15 protein-coding genes are annotated in these 17,068 nt (G+C 57.4%); 9 read left to right on the top strand and 6 right to left on the bottom strand.

Going from position 1 to position 17,068, the window contains the following annotated elements:
- The first annotated feature begins 178 nt into the window (after positions 1–178).
- The 3 genes from NC979_RS14690 to NC979_RS14680 all read left to right on the top strand — a co-directional run bounded on the left by NC979_RS14690 (position 179) and on the right by NC979_RS14680 (position 3,616).
- Entirely contained in the window at positions 179–2,563 is a 2,385-nt protein-coding gene (locus tag NC979_RS14690) for a heavy metal translocating P-type ATPase (protein WP_190515244.1), read from the top strand.
- A gap of 413 nt (positions 2,564–2,976) precedes the next feature.
- A complete protein-coding gene (locus tag NC979_RS14685; RefSeq protein WP_190515242.1) occupies positions 2,977–3,195 on the top strand; it encodes a hypothetical protein in 219 nt (72 codons plus the stop codon).
- The gene (locus tag NC979_RS14680) at positions 3,188–3,616 is read left to right on the top strand and encodes an aspartyl protease family protein (RefSeq protein WP_190515239.1); all 429 of its coding nucleotides are present in this window, start codon (positions 3,188–3,190) and stop codon (positions 3,614–3,616) included. The genes NC979_RS14685 and NC979_RS14680 overlap by 8 nt, the downstream gene beginning before the upstream one ends.
- A 41-nt stretch (positions 3,617–3,657) precedes the next feature.
- On the opposite strand, the gene NC979_RS14675 is transcribed toward NC979_RS14680, so the two are convergent.
- Together NC979_RS14675 and NC979_RS14670 are read right to left on the bottom strand one after the other, a co-directional pair.
- Positions 3,658–4,521: a fructosamine kinase family protein gene (locus tag NC979_RS14675; RefSeq protein WP_190515236.1), complete on the bottom strand. Its 864-nt coding sequence runs from the start codon at positions 4,519–4,521 to the stop codon at positions 3,658–3,660.
- An 11-nt stretch (positions 4,522–4,532) separates the two neighbouring features.
- Positions 4,533–5,852 carry a M16 family metallopeptidase gene (locus NC979_RS14670; RefSeq protein WP_190515234.1) on the bottom strand — a complete coding sequence of 440 codons (1,320 nt, stop codon included), beginning with the start codon at positions 5,850–5,852 and terminating at the stop codon, positions 4,533–4,535.
- A gap of 402 nt (positions 5,853–6,254) precedes the next feature.
- Between NC979_RS14670 and NC979_RS14665 the strand changes: the two genes are divergently transcribed.
- Both NC979_RS14665 and NC979_RS14660 read left to right on the top strand, forming a co-directional pair.
- Complete coding sequence (locus NC979_RS14665) at positions 6,255–6,974, top strand: lysozyme (protein WP_190515231.1); 720 nt, start codon at positions 6,255–6,257, stop codon at positions 6,972–6,974.
- 262 nt (positions 6,975–7,236) lie between these two features.
- On the top strand, positions 7,237–11,052 hold the full coding sequence (locus tag NC979_RS14660; RefSeq protein WP_190515229.1) for a bifunctional diguanylate cyclase/phosphodiesterase: 3,816 nt from the start codon (positions 7,237–7,239) through the stop codon (positions 11,050–11,052).
- Here the strand turns inward: NC979_RS14660 and NC979_RS14655 are convergent.
- A complete protein-coding gene (locus NC979_RS14655) occupies positions 11,006–11,713 on the bottom strand; it encodes a substrate-binding periplasmic protein (RefSeq protein ID WP_190515226.1) in 708 nt (235 codons plus the stop codon). The genes NC979_RS14660 and NC979_RS14655 overlap by 47 nt on opposite strands.
- 28 nt (positions 11,714–11,741) lie before the next feature.
- Between NC979_RS14655 and NC979_RS14650 the strand changes: the two genes are divergently transcribed.
- Positions 11,742–12,296 carry a hypothetical protein gene (locus NC979_RS14650; protein ID WP_190515223.1) on the top strand — a complete coding sequence of 185 codons (555 nt, stop codon included), beginning with the start codon at positions 11,742–11,744 and terminating at the stop codon, positions 12,294–12,296.
- A gap of 117 nt (positions 12,297–12,413) precedes the next feature.
- The gene (locus NC979_RS14645; RefSeq protein ID WP_190515220.1) at positions 12,414–12,650 is read left to right on the top strand and encodes a ferredoxin-thioredoxin reductase variable chain; all 237 of its coding nucleotides are present in this window, start codon (positions 12,414–12,416) and stop codon (positions 12,648–12,650) included.
- Positions 12,651–12,702: 52 nt separating this feature from the next.
- Here the strand turns inward: NC979_RS14645 and NC979_RS14640 are convergent, their stop codons facing one another.
- From NC979_RS14640 to bchM, 3 genes are all read right to left on the bottom strand, one after another.
- On the bottom strand, positions 12,703–12,948 hold the full coding sequence (locus tag NC979_RS14640) for a hypothetical protein (RefSeq protein WP_190515218.1): 246 nt from the start codon (positions 12,946–12,948) through the stop codon (positions 12,703–12,705).
- Positions 12,949–13,062: 114 nt separating this feature from the next.
- Positions 13,063–13,455: a DUF423 domain-containing protein gene (locus NC979_RS14635; protein WP_190515215.1), complete on the bottom strand. Its 393-nt coding sequence runs from the start codon at positions 13,453–13,455 to the stop codon at positions 13,063–13,065.
- A 30-nt stretch (positions 13,456–13,485) separates the two neighbouring features.
- Positions 13,486–14,172: a magnesium protoporphyrin IX methyltransferase gene (gene bchM / locus NC979_RS14630; RefSeq protein ID WP_190515213.1), complete on the bottom strand. Its 687-nt coding sequence runs from the start codon at positions 14,170–14,172 to the stop codon at positions 13,486–13,488.
- Between the two features lie 163 nt (positions 14,173–14,335).
- On the opposite strand from bchM, the gene purE reads away from it, so the two are divergent.
- Together purE and NC979_RS14620 are read left to right on the top strand one after the other, a co-directional pair.
- A complete protein-coding gene (gene purE, locus NC979_RS14625; protein ID WP_190515211.1) occupies positions 14,336–14,881 on the top strand; it encodes a 5-(carboxyamino)imidazole ribonucleotide mutase in 546 nt (181 codons plus the stop codon).
- Positions 14,882–15,388: 507 nt separating this feature from the next.
- The gene (locus NC979_RS14620) at positions 15,389–16,816 is read left to right on the top strand and encodes an ammonium transporter (RefSeq protein ID WP_431191069.1); all 1,428 of its coding nucleotides are present in this window, start codon (positions 15,389–15,391) and stop codon (positions 16,814–16,816) included.
- Positions 16,817–17,068 lie beyond the last annotated feature (252 nt).

Genomic DNA, 17,068 nt, shown 5'->3' with positions numbered 1-17,068 from the left:
AGCACCCTTGATCAATTAATTCCCTTAACCCCTATCGAATAGGGGCTAGCGGGGTTCTGGCCCTCCCAAAGCTTGAGCAGATGGAGAGCAAAGATGCGATTTTTCGCCAAGCGGGGAGATACGCAGAAGAGAAGGGGCTTGGTAGGCTAGATCCACTACCGCTCCTAGCTTTTCGCCCATGCAAGTTCTTTCTCCTCAGACCTCTGCCTCAGAACCGGGTTTAGAGCCGTCTAATCGACAGACCGTAGTGCTCAACGTCAGTGGCATGAAATGCGCCGGCTGCGTGCGTGCCGTTGAAAATCGCCTGGCCCAAGTGGATGGGGTGCGATCGGCCACGGTGAACCTGGTGACCGAGGTGGCGGTGGTCGAAACTGAGGCTGGCGTAGTGAGCGCCGATCAGCTGGCCGACCAGGTGACTCAGGCGGGCTTTGCGGCGACGCCCCGCGCCACCGATGGCGACGGTGACGACCTCACCGCCTGGGTAGAGGCCAAGCGAGCCGAGCAGCAGCAGCAGGGGCAGCGGCTAGGGGTGGCGATCGCCCTGCTCATTCTCTCCACCATTGGCCACCTCAATCACTTCGGCTGGCTGACCATTCCTGTGCTCAGCGACCTGTGGTTTCACGCCATCTTGGCTACGGTGACGCTGGCCTTTCCGGCGCGAGAAATTCTTGTTGATGGCTGGGCCGGGCTGCGGCGGCTGGCCCCCAACATGAATACGCTGGTGGCCCTGGGCAGCGTCAGCGCCTACCTGGCCAGCGTGGTGGCGTTGGTGTTCCCTAGGCTGGGCTGGGAGTGCTTTTTTGAAGAGCCGGTGATGCTGCTGGCGTTTATTTTGCTGGGCCGCACCCTGGAGCAGCGGGCCCGGTATCGGGCGGCAGATGCGCTGCGATCGCTGGTCGAACTCCAGCCCGCTGTGGCCCGACTGATCTCCAACCCCGCCACCGCTGGCGTCGCTCAAACCGGCGTCGAGGTGCCCGCCCGCTGCGTGCAGGTAGGCGAGTGGGTGCAGGTGCTGCCCGGCGAAAAAATCTCCGCCGATGGCACGGTAGTCTCTGGCCAAACCACCGTGGACGAGTCGATGCTGACCGGCGAATCGATGCCGGTGCTAAAGCAGCCCGGCGATAACGTGACGGCGGGCACGGTGAACCAGAGCGGCGCGATCGCCCTGCAAGTCACCAGCACCGGCCAAGACACCGTGCTGGCCCAAATGATTCGCTTGGTAGAAACAGCCCAGAGCCGCAAGGCCCCCATCCAGCGGCTAGCTGACCTGATCTCGGGCTACTTCACCTACGGGGTGATATCTCTGGCTACGCTCACGTTCCTGTTTTGGTACTTCATTGGGCTGCACCACTGGCCCCAGGTGATGCACTCGGCACTGGGCATGGCCCACATGGGTCACACCATGACCTACACCTCCTCGACCCTGCTGGTAAGTCTGAAGCTGGCGATCGCGGTTATGGTTGTCGCTTGCCCCTGCGCTCTGGGCCTGGCCACCCCCACCGCCATTCTGGTCGGCTCGGGCTTAGGGGCTGAGCGCGGCCTGCTCATTCGCGGCGGCGACAGCCTCGAAACCATCCACCACCTTGACACGGTGGTCTTTGACAAAACCGGCACTCTCACCCTGGGTCAGCCCCAGGTGACAGCGATTCATGTGCTGGCGGATGGCCTGAACGAAGCCGATATTCTGCAACTTGCCGCCACCGTCGAAAGCGGCACCCGTCACCCCTTAGCCAAGGCTATCCACCAGGCGGCGACAGAACAAGGATTAGACCTGCTGCAAGCTGACGGGTTTGATACCCACCCCGGCCTCGGCGTCACCGCCCAGATCACCTGGCAAGATACCGTGCAACCCTGCGCTCTAGGCAACCAGCAGTGGATGACCCAGCGAGAGCTGGTGCTGCATGCCGATGTGCAAGACCGGGCGAAAGCGTTGGCTGAAGCAGGTCAGACCGTCGTTTACGTAGCCCTGGGCGATCGCGTGGTGGGGCTAGTGGCGATCGCAGACCAGCTGCGCCCCGATGCCGCCACGGTAGTTGAGACGCTGCAAAAACAGGGTCTCCAGGTTCGGGTGTTGACGGGCGATAGAAAAGAAGTGGCAGGGGCGATCGCCGCCCAGCTCAACCTCGCCCCTAGCCAGGTCACCGCCGAAGTCTCCCCCCAAGGCAAAGTTGATGCGATCCGCCAGCTCCAAGCCGAGGGTCACACTGTAGCGCTAATGGGTGACGGCATCAACGATGCCCCCGCCCTGGTTCAGGCCGATGTCGGCATCAGCCTCCACTCCGGCACCGACATCGCCATGGAAACCGCTGACGTAATTCTCATGGGCGACCACCTCTCGGGTCTGCTCGAAACCCTCACCCTCAGCCGCGCTACCTTCAACAAAATTCGCGAAAACCTAGCCTGGGCCTTTGCCTACAATCTAGTGGCGATCCCCCTAGCCGCTGGGGTGCTACTACCCACCGCCGGAGTCAGCCTCAGCCCCGCTGCTGCCGGCGGCATGATGGCGTTTAGCTCTGTGGCCGTAGTAGTTAACTCGCTGCTTTTGCGTCGCGGAGGGAAGTAAAAGCACTTCCAATTTAAGAATAAAAGCAATCTGGCACAGCAAGATTTTTGGAAGCCAACCTTACACACATTAAAGAATGGATAACCTGTGGATCGAGGTACTAATTCTTTGTATGTCCTACGAACTACTTGGAAGCTAAATCATCATATGTAGGGATAAAACGTTGAAAGGATTCATAAAGTTTGTGAAAAGTATTCTCAATCATTGAACTGTAATCTATCGGCTATTTCTGCGATTTGCAGAAACAGCAATCTGAAGACGGTAGAGGGGTTGTAATCCTGTCAAGGAAGCTAGATTCGCGTCTTCATCCACGTAGATACCATGCTGGCTGTTCAAGGTGCCGATGAGCCAATAAGGTAGCCTAAGAGTATGTTGTATATCTATATGAAACGACCTTTATTGGAGTATTCCCAATGATTTCCTCTGAATTAATTTCGACGCTGAGAGAACTGAGTCGTTCAGACAAATTCTATATCATGCAGCTTTTGATCTCAGAATTGGCTCAGCAAGAAACTAGTCTCATTAAACCTGAGGAGGCTTACCCTGTTTGGTCGCCCTACGATGCAGTTGAGGCAGCAGATACGATGTTAAACGTGCTCAACGCTGCCAAAGCTCAAAACCATCATGCGTAATGCTGAACGCTATCCTTTTATCCCTAGTGATCCTGCTTTAGGCGAGGCCAGCGCCCGCCCCTACTTGTCCTTCAACCTTCTACACCAGCAATCCTCTATCCCAACTTCTGGCCTGTTGGATACTGGGGCCAGTGTAAACGTACTGCCCTATCCTGTTGGGGTTGAGCTTGGCTATATCTGGGAACAGCAAACGACAGCATTGAGTTTGACAGGAAATTTAGCCCAGTACGAAGCGCGCGTTGTGTTAGCTCAAGCCATTGTCGGACAGTTTGAACCTGTGCAGCTTGTATTCGCATGGACACAAGCTACAAACGTGCCGCTTATTCTAGGGCAAGTTAACTTTTTTATAGAGTTCGATGTTTGTTTCTACCGCTCACAGCTAGAGTTTGCCATTAGACCCAAAGGCAGTACTCCGGAGTAAACAGACTCCGTAAGTTCCCTATGAAAAGAATTTGAATTGCCTCACCGCAATAGCTGGTCGATCATGCGGTTGGCCTGCGATTCGTAGCTGCCGCCAAACAAGGTGAAATGATTGATAACGTGATACAGGTTGTATAGCGTTTTGCGGGTTTTATAGCCTGCACCGAGTGGGTAGGCCGCGTTATAAGCGTCATAGAACGCGCTGGGAAAGCGGCTAAATAACTCGGTCATGGCGATGTCTACCTCGCGATCGCCAAAATACGTCGCCGGGTCCAAAATCACCGGCTCGCCATCTTTCGTCACTGCTGCATTGCCCGACCACAGATCGCCGTGCACCAGAGCTGGAGCCGGGTCATGGCCCGCTAGCAAATCTGGCAACGCCATCAGCAACTCGTGCTGACGCGGAAACCGCCCCCCGCGACGACCCGCTAGGCGAAACTGGTGGCGCAACCGGTGCTCGCGATAAAACTCCAACCAGGTCGCCGTCCAGGGGTTGGGCTGAGGTGTGGCGCCAATGGTGTTGCTCTGGTGCCAGCCAAAACCTTGCTCGCTAGTGACCCGGTGCATAGCCGCTAGGGCCTCGCCCATACGGCTCCAGGCGTTACCGCCGCCGCTGCCCAAATCCAACCACTCCATGGCAATGTAGGCCGAGCCATCCACCGTGCCCCAGCAGATTGGCTTGGGCACCCGAATGGTCTGGCTGTCGTACATATCCTTCAGGCCCAAAGCCTCAGCCTCAAACATCGCTACCTGCGACGCCTGGTTGAGCTTGAGAAAATAGGATTGGCTGCCGTCACTCACCTGGTAGGCCTGGTTGATGCAACCGCCCCCCACCGATCGCCGGTCGACAATGGTAAAGGCAGTGCCGGTTTTAGCGCCGATGTGTTGGGCGATCGCAGTCCACATAGCTGCCTGTCCTAAGCCGCTGGCTGTAAGGCAACCACCCCGTAGGCCTCGCTGGAGAGATAGCGCTGGGCCGACTGCAACACATCCTTGACGCCCAGCTTTTGAATATAGGCCGGGTAGTTGAGCCCTTCAGTAATGTCACCCGTCAGGGTCTGATAGTAACCGTAAAGCCCAGCGCGATCGCTCGGTGTTTCGTTGGCAAAGATAAACCGGTTGGCCACCTGGGTTTGCACGCGGCTCAGTTCTGTGGGGCTGACAGGCTCCTCCATCACGGTGGCAATGTGCTGGGCGATCGCTCCCTCCACCTGATCTAAATCTTCGGCGGGCAGCTGGGCCGACACCATAAACGCCCCCTGGTGAGCCATGGTCATGTTGGTACAGCTAATGCTAGTCACCAGCTTGCGCTCTTCCCGCAGGTCGCGTACCAGGCGTGAGGTTAGCCCCCGCCCCAAAATCGAGGCTAGGATGTCGAGGCCGTAGGTATCCTCTAGGTGAGTCACCCCTGGCACTCGCCAGGCCATCACCAGACGCGCCTGGGCCATAGCCGGATCGGTGTGGGTCGCCCGCCGCACGTCCGTAAAGGGGGGCTCCAAGTCGTCGGGCAGCAGCGGCTTGAACCGTTCAATAGTGCTGGCGGTGTCTGGCGGCGTGGGGCGCTGGGCCATGGCTTGCTCAAAACCCTCGGCTACCGTGGCAATCAGGGTTTCTACCGGCAGGTTGCCCACCGCCACTGCCGTCATGCTCTGGGGCTGGTACCAAGTGCTGTGGAACTCTCGCATTTGTGCCGGGGTGAGCCCCTCGACCACGGTGGTCGGCCCCAGCACCGGGCGACGGTAGGGCAGCCGGTCAAACACCAGCTCCATGGTGCGGGAATAGGTACGGCGGCGGGGGTTGTCGTCTGCGCGACGAATTTCTTCCAAAATCACCGGGCGCTCGCGCTCAAAATCATGGTCGCTGAGGCGCGGAGCCATCACCATCTGAATTTGCAGCGGGGCCAGGGTGGCGAAGTCTTGGGGCGCTGTGGTGATGTAGTACTTGGTGTAGTCTTGGCTGGTGGCAGCGTTAGTCAAGGCCCCGCGCTCTTCCACTTGGCGCTCAAACTCACCGCATTGCAGCTGCTGAGTGCCCTTAAAGATCATGTGCTCTAGAAAGTGGGCCATGCCGTTGATGGCGTCGCTTTCTACCGCTGAGCCTACCCGCAGCCATAGGCTCAGGTTGACAACCTCTAAGGGCATTTGCTCAGCAATGACTGTAAGGCCGTTGGGTAAGCGACGAATGGTGGGTGAAACCAGGCGGGAGGGCAAATCTGCGGTTGCTGAGAGCAAAGCCATGGAGATAATAAGCCACCAGAAAAGACACTAAGCTTTGAATATCTTAACGACTGAATCGTCTGCCTGGAAAAAACCTTCTGCTGGGTTTGTCAGGGCGGTGTTGACTTAGCCTTGCCAGGGGCAAAGTGCAACCTCAGCTTAGAGTAGACAAAAAATTACTGGTCAGCCCGCGGCGGTAGCAGGTGAAACCTTGGTTAGGGACGAACTTTGGCCGTGCCAAACCGAACTGCTAGGGCGTAGCTCTCGCCGATCGCGCGGCTGGCTATGGCGATTGGCCGGGCTATAGGGGTTAAATCTATGCTCCACGGTGGGCAAAATGGTAGAACCTGGCCAAAACTCAATGGCCCATTATTCCGAAAGTATTGTAAATTCCTGGTATGCGGACTGCTCCGGGGAGGTCATATGGGAACCTGGATTAAAGAAACAGACATTGCAATCTACCTGATGCAGGGAGGCTACTGGATCTCTCGCATCACGAAATATCCGTCGAGCAATAATCCCAAGGAGCAGGTAGTCAACGTTGGCAGCGTCAAGACATGGTTTCAGCGGGATGATTATCCCCGCGCCATGACGGTGTCTATCGGCACTGGAGGACCTGAGCCTCAGCCCATGCCGCCCGCGCCACCTCCCCCGCCACCCCCGCCCCCAGGCAACACCATCAACGCCGCTGGGCTAGCGATTATTAAGGGGTTTGAGGGCCTGAGCCTCAGCGCCTACCCCGACCCCGGCACCGGTGGTGAACCCTGGACCATTGGCTATGGCCATACCTCCTCTGCAGGGGCACCGCAGGTCTACCGCGGGCTCACCATCACTCGGGCCGAGGCCGAAGAGATTCTCAAGCGCGACCTCAAAAAGTATGAAAAAGCCGTCTCCGATGCTGTGACTCGCACCCTGACCAGCGACCAGTTCTCGGCGCTGGTGTCGTTTACCTTCAACGTCGGCCCCAGCAATTTGCAGTCGTCTACCCTACTAAAGAAGCTCAACGCCGGAGACATGGCTGGAGCGTCTGAGGAGTTCGCCAAGTGGATTTATGCCGGGGGCAATGTGATGCCTGGCCTACAGCGCCGCCGCAAGGCTGAGCGAGCCCTGTTTCGCAGTGAAAACTGGCAGCAGTTTCTCTAGCCTGTTTATAGGCGGCCCGCCCTAGCTTAAGGGTAAAGACGGCAAGGCTATAGCCCTCGGTGCGATCGCGCTGAGGGCTTCGCTATGCTGGTGGGTGCTTAGCACTGAAGCTACCAGAATTACCTGGGGGTAATTACCATAGAACACATTAAGACCTATGAACAGTCACCCTGTATACGGTTGCAGGGTGGGAAGAATGAGTTGGGAATGCCTCTGGTTTGCGTAGTCCTCACAGGCTGCCTCGCCCCTAGAAACGTCTTGTATGACCGATGATTGGACTTCTTTGCCTGATTTCGATCCTGTAGTGGGTGCTCCCGATGCCCGGACAGGCGATGACCAAATCGGCGATTTACAAGCATCGGAGCAGCATTTTTGGGCGGTGATCGAAACGATGGCTATGGCGGGGCTAGTGGTCGATGCCAATGGCCACATTTTGCTCTGTAACGATTACTTGCTCACCCTCACCGGCTGGCAACGCCACGAAGTTGTGGGTGGCAACTGGCTTGAGCTGTTTATCCCCGCTAGCGATCGCCAGGCGCTGAGTGAGCTATTACGAGCCGCCGTGGGCCAGAGCCAAGGGGCTGTTCGCCATGAGACTGAAATTCTCACCCGCAGCGGCGATCGCCGCCTGATCGCTTGGAACACCACTGTTTTGACCAGCGCCACCGGCTTGGTGCAGCGGTTCACCAGCGTTGGGCCAGACGTAACCCATCAGCGCCAGGTTGCCCCTCGCCAAGGCCACAAAAGCCGCCTACAGCCGGTGCTGGCTAACCTGCCGGGGGTCGTGCTGCGCTACGTGCAGCATCCCTCTGGGGCCGACGATATCACCTACGTCAGCACCGGCTGTGTCGACATGTGGGAGCTAGAGCCCGAGCAACTGCTCGGCCAGCCCCAGCGGCTTTGGCTGTCCATTCACCCCGAGGATCGCAGCACCGTGCAGGGGCTGCTCCAGAGTTCTGGCGCTACCCTCACCCCCTGGTTTTGCGAATGGCGTCTGCTCACTCCCTCGGGGCGGCAGACCTGGCTTCAGGGCATGGGTTGCCCAGAATGTTTGGCCAACGGCGACATTGCTTGGGATATTGTTGTGCTCGATATCAGCGATCGCAAGCATACTGAGCAGGCCCTAGTCAGCGCTAACCAGCAGATGCAGGCGTTTATCGACAATTCTCCGGCTCTGGTCAGCATCTTTGACGCCAATGGACGTTATCGGCGAGTCAATCAGGCCACCGCTGCCCAGTTTGGCCTGCATCCTGAGGATGTGGTGGGGCGTTCCTTTGCCGATCTGCTGCCGCCCTCGGTGTTGAGCGTTTTTATGGAGCGGGTGCAGCACATCGTCACCACCCAAACCTCCCTGACCGTAGAAGATACGCTGTACCTTCAGGGGGAGCAGCGGGTGTTTAGCTCAGTACTGTTTCCCGTGAGCCTGGAGGCCGATGGCACCCCCATTTTGGGGTCAGTGGCTACCGATATCACTCCCCTTGTTAAGGCCCAGGAGGCTCTGCGCCGCCAGGCCGAAGAAGAGCATCTGATTCGCACCATTACTCAACACATTCACCAATCTCTAGAGGTCAAGCAGATCTTGCAGACCACGGTCACCGAGGTGCGGCAGTTTTTGCAGACCGACCGAGTGCTCATCTATCGCTTTAACGCTGACCTCAGCGGCACTATGGCGGTTGAATCCGTGCTGCCCCCTTGGGATGCAACCTTCGGCCTCACCGTAGAAGACACTTGTTTTTTAACCAAGCCCGGCTTGGCCCACCGCTACCGCCGAGGCCGCACCCACCACATCGACAACGTGGCTGAGGCTAACATTGACCCCTGCTACCGCGCGCTGCTGAAGCGCTTTCAGGTGCAGGCCAATCTGGTTGTGCCGATTAACTGTGGCAGCCATCTGTGGGGGCTGCTGTGCGCTCACCACTGCCGCGGGCCGCGCCAGTGGCAGCCCAAGGAGCGTGCCCTATTATCTCAGCTGGCTGACCAAGTGGCGATCGCCCTCCAGCAGAGCCAGCTGCTGGCTCAGACCAGCGCCCTGGCCCAGCAGGAAAAGTTGCTCAACAACATCATCAGCGCCATTAGCGACAGTCTGGAGCTGGAGACGCTGCTCCAGCGGGCGGCGACCGAAATGCTCCACACCTTCGCAGCCAGTCGCGGCCTAGTGATTCTCTGTCAGGCGACCGACCAGGTGTTGGTGCACACCAACACGGCTAGTACGCCCGGTTTTGATAGTTTGCAGGGGCAGGTGATTCCCATTGAAGGCAACCCCCATGCCCAGCGAGTGTTGGCTGAGGAGCTGCCGGTGGTCGTAGACGATGTCAGGGCTGAACCGATGCTGCTGCCCAACCTGGCCCTGGCTCAAGAGCTGAATATTGGGGCGATTCTAGCCGTTTCAATTCGCTATCGGGGCGAGGTCAAAGGTATATTGAGCGTTCATCATTGCCCTGGCCCCCGCTGTTGGAGCGAGGCCGAAATCAAACTCATTAAGCGGTTAGCCGACCATTTGGCGATCGCCATTCACCAAGCCGAGCTCTATGCCCAGGCCCAGATCGAGCTGACCGAGCGCAAGCGGCTGGAGGCCCAGCTGCGCTACGATGCCTCCCACGATCGCCTCACCGGGCTGCCCAACCGCACGCTGTTCTTAGAACGGCTGGCTCAGGCGCTTGAGCACCTGCACCACCACTGCCCCAACCATTGTTCTCCAGTGGGCGCTACCTTTGATGGTGCGCCCGACCTCTGCTGCGATTCCGGGACGGATACTTGTTTCGAGTCGGTGCCCGCTTCTGAGATGCCGCAGGCTTTAAGCTGCGCGAATCGTCAGTTTGCCCTGCTGTTTCTCGACCTCGATCGCTTCAAAGTGATCAACGACAGTCTGGGTCATGCCATGGGCGATCAGCTGCTTCAGGTGGTGGCCCAGCGATTGCAAACCTGCCTGCGTCCGGCAGATGTGGCCGCCCGTTTGGGGGGCGACGAATTTGTGGTGCTGCTGTCTAATATCAGCGATGCCGCTGTTGCCGTCACCATGGCCCAGCGCATTCACGCCATTCTCGAAAGCCCGGTGCTGCTCCAGGGGCATGAGGTCTTTGTCCACGCCAGCATTGGCATCGCCCTCAGCGCCACCACCTACACCGACCCCAACCAAATGCTGCGTGATGCCGATATCGCCATGTACAAAGCCAAGGGCAGCAACCGCGAGTACGCCATTTTTGACGCTCCTATGCACACCATGGTGATGCAGCAGATGGAGCTTGAGAACGACCTGCGCCGCGCCCTAGAGCGGGGTGAACTGCGGCTGTATTATCAGCCCATCGTCAATTTGGCCACCGGCACGGTGCAGGGGTTTGAGGCTTTGGTGCGGTGGCAGCATCCCCGCCGGGGGCTGGTGCCTCCCCTCGACTTTATCCCCGTTGCCGAAAACACTGGACTGATTACTGCCCTCGACCTGTGGACCCTAAACGAGGCCTGCCGTCAGCTGAGCTATTGGCATCGAGAGCTGCCCCACAGTCGACCTCTCACCGTCAGCGTCAATCTCTCCGGTAAGCAATTTGTGCGCCCTGACTTGATTCAGCAAATAGACGCTGCCCTGAGCCGCAATCACCTGCAGGGGCAGCACCTGAAGGTTGAAATCACCGAAAGCGTGCTGATTCAAAACGCCCAGATGGCTATTGATCTGCTCAAACAGCTGCGCCAGCGCCGCATCCAGATCTGTATGGATGACTTTGGTACCGGCTACTCATCCCTCAGCTACCTGCATCGATTTCCCATCGACGTGCTCAAAATTGACAAGTCGTTTATTACCCACCTGCACCACTCTGGCCCCAGCACGGACGACTACGAAATTGTCAAAGCCATTATCAGCTTGGCCACCAACCTCAATTTGACGGTGGTGGCCGAGGGCATTGAAACCGGCGAGCAGGTGGCTTACCTCCAGGCCCACCAGTGTCAGGGGGGGCAGGGCTATTACTTCTCTTCGCCCCTCTCAGTGAAGGATGCAACGGCATTCATTGCCCAACTGCCCGCTCCCAACCTCGACCCTGCTAAAACGGAAACGGCTTGTAGGGAATCCACTGGGCCCACAGCTTAGCCAGGGTGCCGTTCATAATTAGCTGATTGATCGCCTGATTGAGGGCCTCTAGCAGTTCTCGGTTGCCTGGTAGCACCCCAACGCCAAAGGGGTGCTGGGTGGGAATTTGAAAAGCTACTCGCAGGCTAGTGGTGTCGGCCTCGGCGGTAAGTAGCAGCAGGGCATCGCCCACCAGGGCATCGATCGCGCCTTGGCTCAAGGCTGTCAGCAGGGCGGGCCGGGTGTGGTCAGCCCCTTCAAACGGCACCCATTCTAGGTCAGGCAAAGCCTCAGTGAGAATTAGGGGACTGCTGCCCGCCAGGGAGCCGAGCCGCTTGCCCGCTAGGTCTTCCAACGTCTGGATAGGGCTATCTTCGCGCACCAGCACGGCTTCGTCAAAGCGACCGTAGGGGCGGGTAAAGTCGGCCCAGGCGCGGCGATCTTGGGTAATAGCTTGGCTAAACCACACCACGTCGTAATCGCCAGTGCTAAGGGTGGGGTAAAACTCTTCGGGTGGGCAGTCAAACCACACCGGTACCAACCCCAGGGCCTCGCTCACCGCCCGCGCCACAGCCGGTTCGTAGCCCTGGCGATCGCCATCTTGCACAAAGCTCATCGGCCGGGCGTCGAAATCGTTAGCAATGATGGAAAGCTGCCCAGGGCGAACGGTGGTAAAGTCCATGACCAGATAAAAGGAATGTAGGGCTATTGTGACACCAAACCCAGTCACCCCATGGGGGCGATCGCCCCTCAGCACCGGGCGGCTTGAAATCGCTCTCTATTCGTGGAATGGTGAAGGGAGTACTGCACGCCTGCGCGAGAGTTACATGACTGTTGGTAATCCTGCTTCTGATCCGGCCTTTGAATCCCTGCGCCAGTTTCGACCCCTGCTGCTGAAGGCCCACAAAATTTTAATGGACGCTGAGAAAGACCGCTACGAGGCCAACCACGGTGCGATCGCCAACAAGGGCGACTACCTGCGTCTGGTGCTCAACCATGAGCAATTTAGCTGGCTGCGGCCTATCTCTCAGCTGATTGTGCAAATCGACGAGGTGCTGATGTCAAAGCAGCCCCAGCCCCTAGAGCGCGCTCCCGAGTTGCTCAACCAGGCCCGTCACCTGCTCTATGACACCGAAATTGGCCAGGCGTTTCAGGACCGCACTCAATCAGTCTCCCGCCGCGACCCCGAAATGGCCGCCATGGCCCAGCGTTTGGATGAACTCATGCAGCCCTACGGCCCTCAATCAGGGAATAGCTCGACCTAATCGGCAGCAGCCACGTGCAAGCGCCCATCCTGTGCAAAGATAATAGGGCTACAAAAAAGCAAGTTCCCACCTGGTCACCAGGCGCTAGGGAGGATTGAGTAAGAGCGAGTGTGTGCTATGAATGTTGGCGAACGCGTCCGAATCAAAGAATCGGTTATTTTTTATCACCACCCGCTGCACCGCAACGAAGCCTTCGATGCTAAAGGTTTAGAGGGAGTCGTTGTGACTATTCTCACCGACTACAAGGGTCGCCCCATCAGCCCTAATTTTCCGGTTCAGGTGGAGTTTGAGGTCGAGGGGGCCAAGCGGCCCATGCGCGCTCACCTCAAGCAAGATGAGTTAGAACTGCTCTAGTCTTGGGCGCAAATCGCTCAAAAAGTTGATTGGATCAGGCTCTGTTGCTCTCTTAGATAGAGCGACGGCTGAACCAGGTCAGAAGGTTGGCCTCCGTCCGCATCTGCTCCAGATCGCGGCGGTTTTCGGTGGCTACTTGGTCATACCACTGGTAGTAAGCTTCCAGGTTGGTCCGGTGCTCAACCTCCAGGCGGAAATCTTGGGCGGCTTGCTGGAGTTCCAGGTACTCGATGATCTCCTGGGGCGTAGCCAGCGATCGCGGCGATAGGTATTCAAACATAGCGGCCCGGCGTGACACAGGGTCATCATAGCCTGCCCGCCTGGGCTGAGTGGGTGGACTCTGGATAGAGATAGCGCTTCAGAGAGAAAAATATGGTCAGCAAGTCACCCAATCCCGATACCCTTTGCCTCCCTAACTCTCTCCAGCCCCCCGCAGCCCGGCTATGGCCAGACAGGCCCAGCCCACCATCAAGGCCGCGCCGCCAATCGGGGCCACGGCCCCCAGCATAGTTCGACCCGTCAGTGCCAGGGCATAGAGGCTGCCCGAAAATACGACAGTACCGGCGATCAAGGCCCACCCCGAGGCGGCGAGCCATCCTGGGGCCGCTAGCCCTTGGTGCCGCACTAGGGCCAGCAGCAGCAGAGCCAGAGCGTGATACATCTGATAGCGGGCTGCGGTCTCAAACACCGCCAGCAGCCGATCGCTGAGCTGAGGCTTAAGGGCGTGGGTGGCAAAGGCTCCCGCGGCTACGGCGGTGCCGCCCAGCACCGCTGCGATCGCAATCCATAGCCGCTCTACAGTCATGGCTGTCTCGTTCCTGCCTATAGCGGGCTACTAGTCTTTGACGGCTTCTAGCATGCGCGAGAAGTAAAACTGGGTCTTGGTCAAGGTGCGGCGCTCAATGCGCCAGCCGTCGGCCTCCAGCGCCTTCACAATGTCGGCCTCCCGGTGCAGGTAGGCGCGGGTGGTTTTGCTTGGCCCCGGGAAGAATTCGCCCACCTTCTTCAGCGCGCTATAGAACAGCGTCTTGGGCGCAAAGCTCATAATCAGGCGCGACTCGGCCAGGGAACCAAGATGGCTGATCATGCCCTGCACTTTGTCTTGGGGATAGTGAATCAGCACGTCTAAGCAAATCACTGTGTGGTAGCGACCGGCCAACTCCTCCAGGTCTTTGACCTCGAAGGTAGGCAAATTTTTGCCCTCTAAAGCTACCTCAGCTCGTTGGCGAGCCTCCTCGACCATTTTGGCGGAGATGTCGCTGGCATAGACCTGAGCACCTGCCTGAGCTAGGGGAATCGTTAGACTGCCTACGCCGCAGCCCGCATCGCAGCAGGTGAGCCCAGCCAGATTGCCATCGGCCTCTAGCCAGCCCATCAGCGTGTCTACGGTCTGCTGATGACCCTTGCGAATGTCGAGCTGGACTTTATTGACTTCGCCATCGCCGTAGATGCGCTGCCAGCGGTCAAAGCCAGTGGCATTGAAGTATTCGCGAACTACGGTTTTGTCGTCAGTGGCAGTCATAGGGAGGGCTTCGGAGTTTGCTAATTTCTGTAAAATTCTATGATGTTTTGCTGCGCCAAAACGGCCCGCAACGAAACTCAACCTTCCCCTATGCCTCTAAGGCCATCGCCTGAAACCCGCCAGTGGCATGATGGGTAGGCACTTTTCGACGGCAGCGAAGGCGATGACTAACCCTGAGATTGGCTCTGATAACAGCCCTGAAATTGGCATCATCATGGGCAGCGATTCAGACTTGCCCACCATGGCGGCAGCTATTGAGATCTGTACTGAGTTTGGGGTCGCCCACGAAGTGGCCATTGTGTCGGCCCACCGTACCCCCGAGCGCATGGTTACCTATGCTCAAACTGCCCGCGATCGCGGCCTCAAGGTGATCATTGCCGGGGCCGGAGGAGCCGCTCACCTGCCCGGCATGGTCGCTGCCCTCACCCCACTACCAGTAATCGGCGTCCCCGTAGTCAGCCGCACTATGCAAGGGCTCGATTCGCTCTACTCCATTGTGCAAATGCCAGCGGGCATTCCGGTAGCCACAGTTGCCATTGGCAATGCCACGAATGCTGGGCTGCTGGCAGTGCAGATTTTGGCCACCGATCGTCCTACCCTACTCGACCAGGTCGCCCAATATCGCCGCGCTCTTGAAGCTTCAGTGCTCGCCAAACAGCAAAAACTCGAGCAGCTTGGACCCCAAAGCTACTTGGCAAATCAAGTTTAGAAGACACCAGCGCCTTTTTTGACTGCAATGTTCCTTAAAACATCTTTGACAAACAAATTAATTTGCAGTTAATTAACCCCGTGTTTTAAGGATTACATAAGGGATGTAGCAGCCTTGTGTGGTGTTGTGTATCGCTTGATACAGATTGCTTGCCTCAGAATTGATGGAATCAACTTGTTCTATTTACACGCAAATTCCTCTGCCCTTAATCTCAAAAATGTTTAGGCAGATCGGTGTGGGTTTCTAAAGGTTATTTTTCGGTTGACGTAGCTGCCGTTAGAAACTTGCAACTTTGTATGTGGTTCGCAGAATGCATCTATTCTGTGGGCCTTAGCTCCCATGCGGATCTTCTCACTGCTATGCGGCTGAGACACAGATCCGAAAAGCGGTAGGCCGTGTTCACTGTCTGATTGTGTTGAAGGAACGTCTGTTGAGATGTCTAATCTAGTGTTGCGTAATCGTTCTAAGTTCCGGAGGCGGTCTAAGCCGAGCTTTTGGAATGCTAATGTGCCGCCCTTTGACCAGGTGTTTAAGCGTCTATTCGCCCGGGTTGGCGGTTGGGCTTGGGTAGCCTGTATCCCATTGGCGTTGATTATTCTGGCCACCTGGGGAGTCGCAGCTCACGCTCAGGAAGAGTTGACTGCTGCCGATGTGCAAGTCACCCTCAATAACATTTGGGTGCTGGTCTGTTCGTTCTTGGTCATTTTCATGAACGCTGGCTTCGCCATGGTGGAGACTGGCTTTTGCCGGCAAAAGAATGCTGTCAACGTGTTGACCAAAAACCTGATTGTTTTTGCTCTAGCCACCCTAGCCTTTTGGTTCATCGGCTTTTCGCTGATGTTTGGTGCCAATGGCAACGGCTGGGTAGGCTGGGGGAGCTTCTTCCTCGGTGGTGCCCCTGAACTGTACGGTTTAGGTCCCGATGGCATAAACCTCACTAAGGATACGTTCTTCCTGTTTCAGGTTGCCTTCGCTGGTACTGCTGCCACCATCGTGTCTGGGGCGGTAGCCGAGCGCATCAAGTTTGTTGACTTTCTCATCTTCAGCGTTTTGCTGACCGCTATTGCCTACCCCATCACAGGCCACTGGCTCTGGGGTGGCGGCTGGCTGGCTGATCTTGGTTTCCACGACTTTGCCGGGTCTACGATTGTGCACTCTGTTGGTGGGTGGGCGGCGCTCATGGGAGCCGCTTTTCTTGGCCCCCGCATGGGTAAGTACAACTCTGATGGGCAGGTTAATGCTCTGCCTGGGCACAATTTGAGCATTGCGACCCTGGGCTGCCTCATCCTTTGGTTAGGCTGGTTTGGGTTCAACCCTGGTTCTCAGCTCGCAGCCGATTCAAACGTAGCCTATATCGCGGTTACCACCAACCTGGGTGCTGCTGCCGGTGGTGTAGCCGCTACGTTTGTCTCCTGGGCAATGAGCGGCAAGCCCGACCTGTCGATGACTATCAACGGCATTCTGGCTGGTCTGGTATCGGTTACCGCTGGCTGCTTTGTCTTTGGTTATGCAGGTGCTTTCGTGGTCGGTTTGATTGGCGGCATCCTGGTGGTGTTCGCGGTCGGCTTCTTTGACAGCATTAAAATCGACGACCCCGTGGGTGCTACCTCGGTGCACCTGGTCTGTGGCATCTGGGGCACCCTAGCCGTAGGTTTGTTTGCCAACCCCAACAACTTTACCCAAGGGGGTGAGGGTATTTCTGGGCTGTTCTACGGTGGCGGCTTGGGTCAGCTAGGGCTTCAAATTCTGGGCATCTTGACCGTTGGTTTGTTTACGGTCGTGCTGTCCACCATATTCTGGCTGGTGGTTAAGTCTGTGCTGGGCCTGCGGGTCAGCGCCGAAGAAGAGATGAAAGGGCTGGACATTGGCGAGCACGGCATGGAGGCCTACAGTGGCTTTCTCAAAGACACCAGCGATATGACTGGTGTGATGTAGCTTTCTCCAAAGCGTTAGTTCTTGCTGTGGGTTAGAACCATAGTATTTAGGCCACCTGCGCAAGCTTGCGCAGGTGTTTTTTTATTGCTGATCCGCCGGATAGAACAGGCATTCTGCCCTGACAAGGGCCGTTTTTGGCAAATGGTTACAATATATCTATCGGGAAAGGGGGTAGCTGGTAGGCTAGGTGAGAGTAACTGCTGCCGATGCGACCGGGTCTCCTGGGGGTTCTCTAGAGAGCGCCAGGGCAGA

It is taken from the genome of Leptolyngbya subtilissima AS-A7 (assembly GCF_039962255.1).
In the GTDB taxonomy this organism is placed as follows: Bacteria; Cyanobacteriota; Cyanobacteriia; order Phormidesmidales; family Phormidesmidaceae; genus Nodosilinea.
Note: the sequence above shows the minus strand (reverse complement) of the source record. Positions and strands in the feature narration are given on the sequence as shown.

Bases quoted from the DNA above. Each gene is read 5' to 3' on its own strand.
- NC979_RS14690 (WP_190515244.1), top strand. From the start codon at position 179: ATGCAAGTTCTTTCTCCTCAGACCTCTGCCTCAGAACCGGGTTTAGAG.
- NC979_RS14685 (WP_190515242.1), top strand. From the start codon at position 2,977: ATGATTTCCTCTGAATTAATTTCGACGCTGAGAGAACTGAGTCGTTCA.
- NC979_RS14680 (WP_190515239.1), top strand. From the start codon at position 3,188: ATGCGTAATGCTGAACGCTATCCTTTTATCCCTAGTGATCCTGCTTTA.
- NC979_RS14675 (WP_190515236.1), bottom strand. From the start codon at position 4,521: ATGTGGACTGCGATCGCCCAACACATCGGCGCTAAAACCGGCACTGCC.
- NC979_RS14670 (WP_190515234.1), bottom strand. From the start codon at position 5,852: ATGGCTTTGCTCTCAGCAACCGCAGATTTGCCCTCCCGCCTGGTTTCA.
- NC979_RS14665 (WP_190515231.1), top strand. From the start codon at position 6,255: ATGGGAACCTGGATTAAAGAAACAGACATTGCAATCTACCTGATGCAG.
- NC979_RS14660 (WP_190515229.1), top strand. From the start codon at position 7,237: ATGACCGATGATTGGACTTCTTTGCCTGATTTCGATCCTGTAGTGGGT.
- NC979_RS14655 (WP_190515226.1), bottom strand. From the start codon at position 11,713: ATGGACTTTACCACCGTTCGCCCTGGGCAGCTTTCCATCATTGCTAAC.
- NC979_RS14645 (WP_190515220.1), top strand. From the start codon at position 12,414: ATGAATGTTGGCGAACGCGTCCGAATCAAAGAATCGGTTATTTTTTAT.
- NC979_RS14635 (WP_190515215.1), bottom strand. From the start codon at position 13,455: ATGACTGTAGAGCGGCTATGGATTGCGATCGCAGCGGTGCTGGGCGGC.
- bchM (WP_190515213.1), bottom strand. From the start codon at position 14,172: ATGACTGCCACTGACGACAAAACCGTAGTTCGCGAATACTTCAATGCC.
- purE (WP_190515211.1), top strand. From the start codon at position 14,336: ATGACTAACCCTGAGATTGGCTCTGATAACAGCCCTGAAATTGGCATC.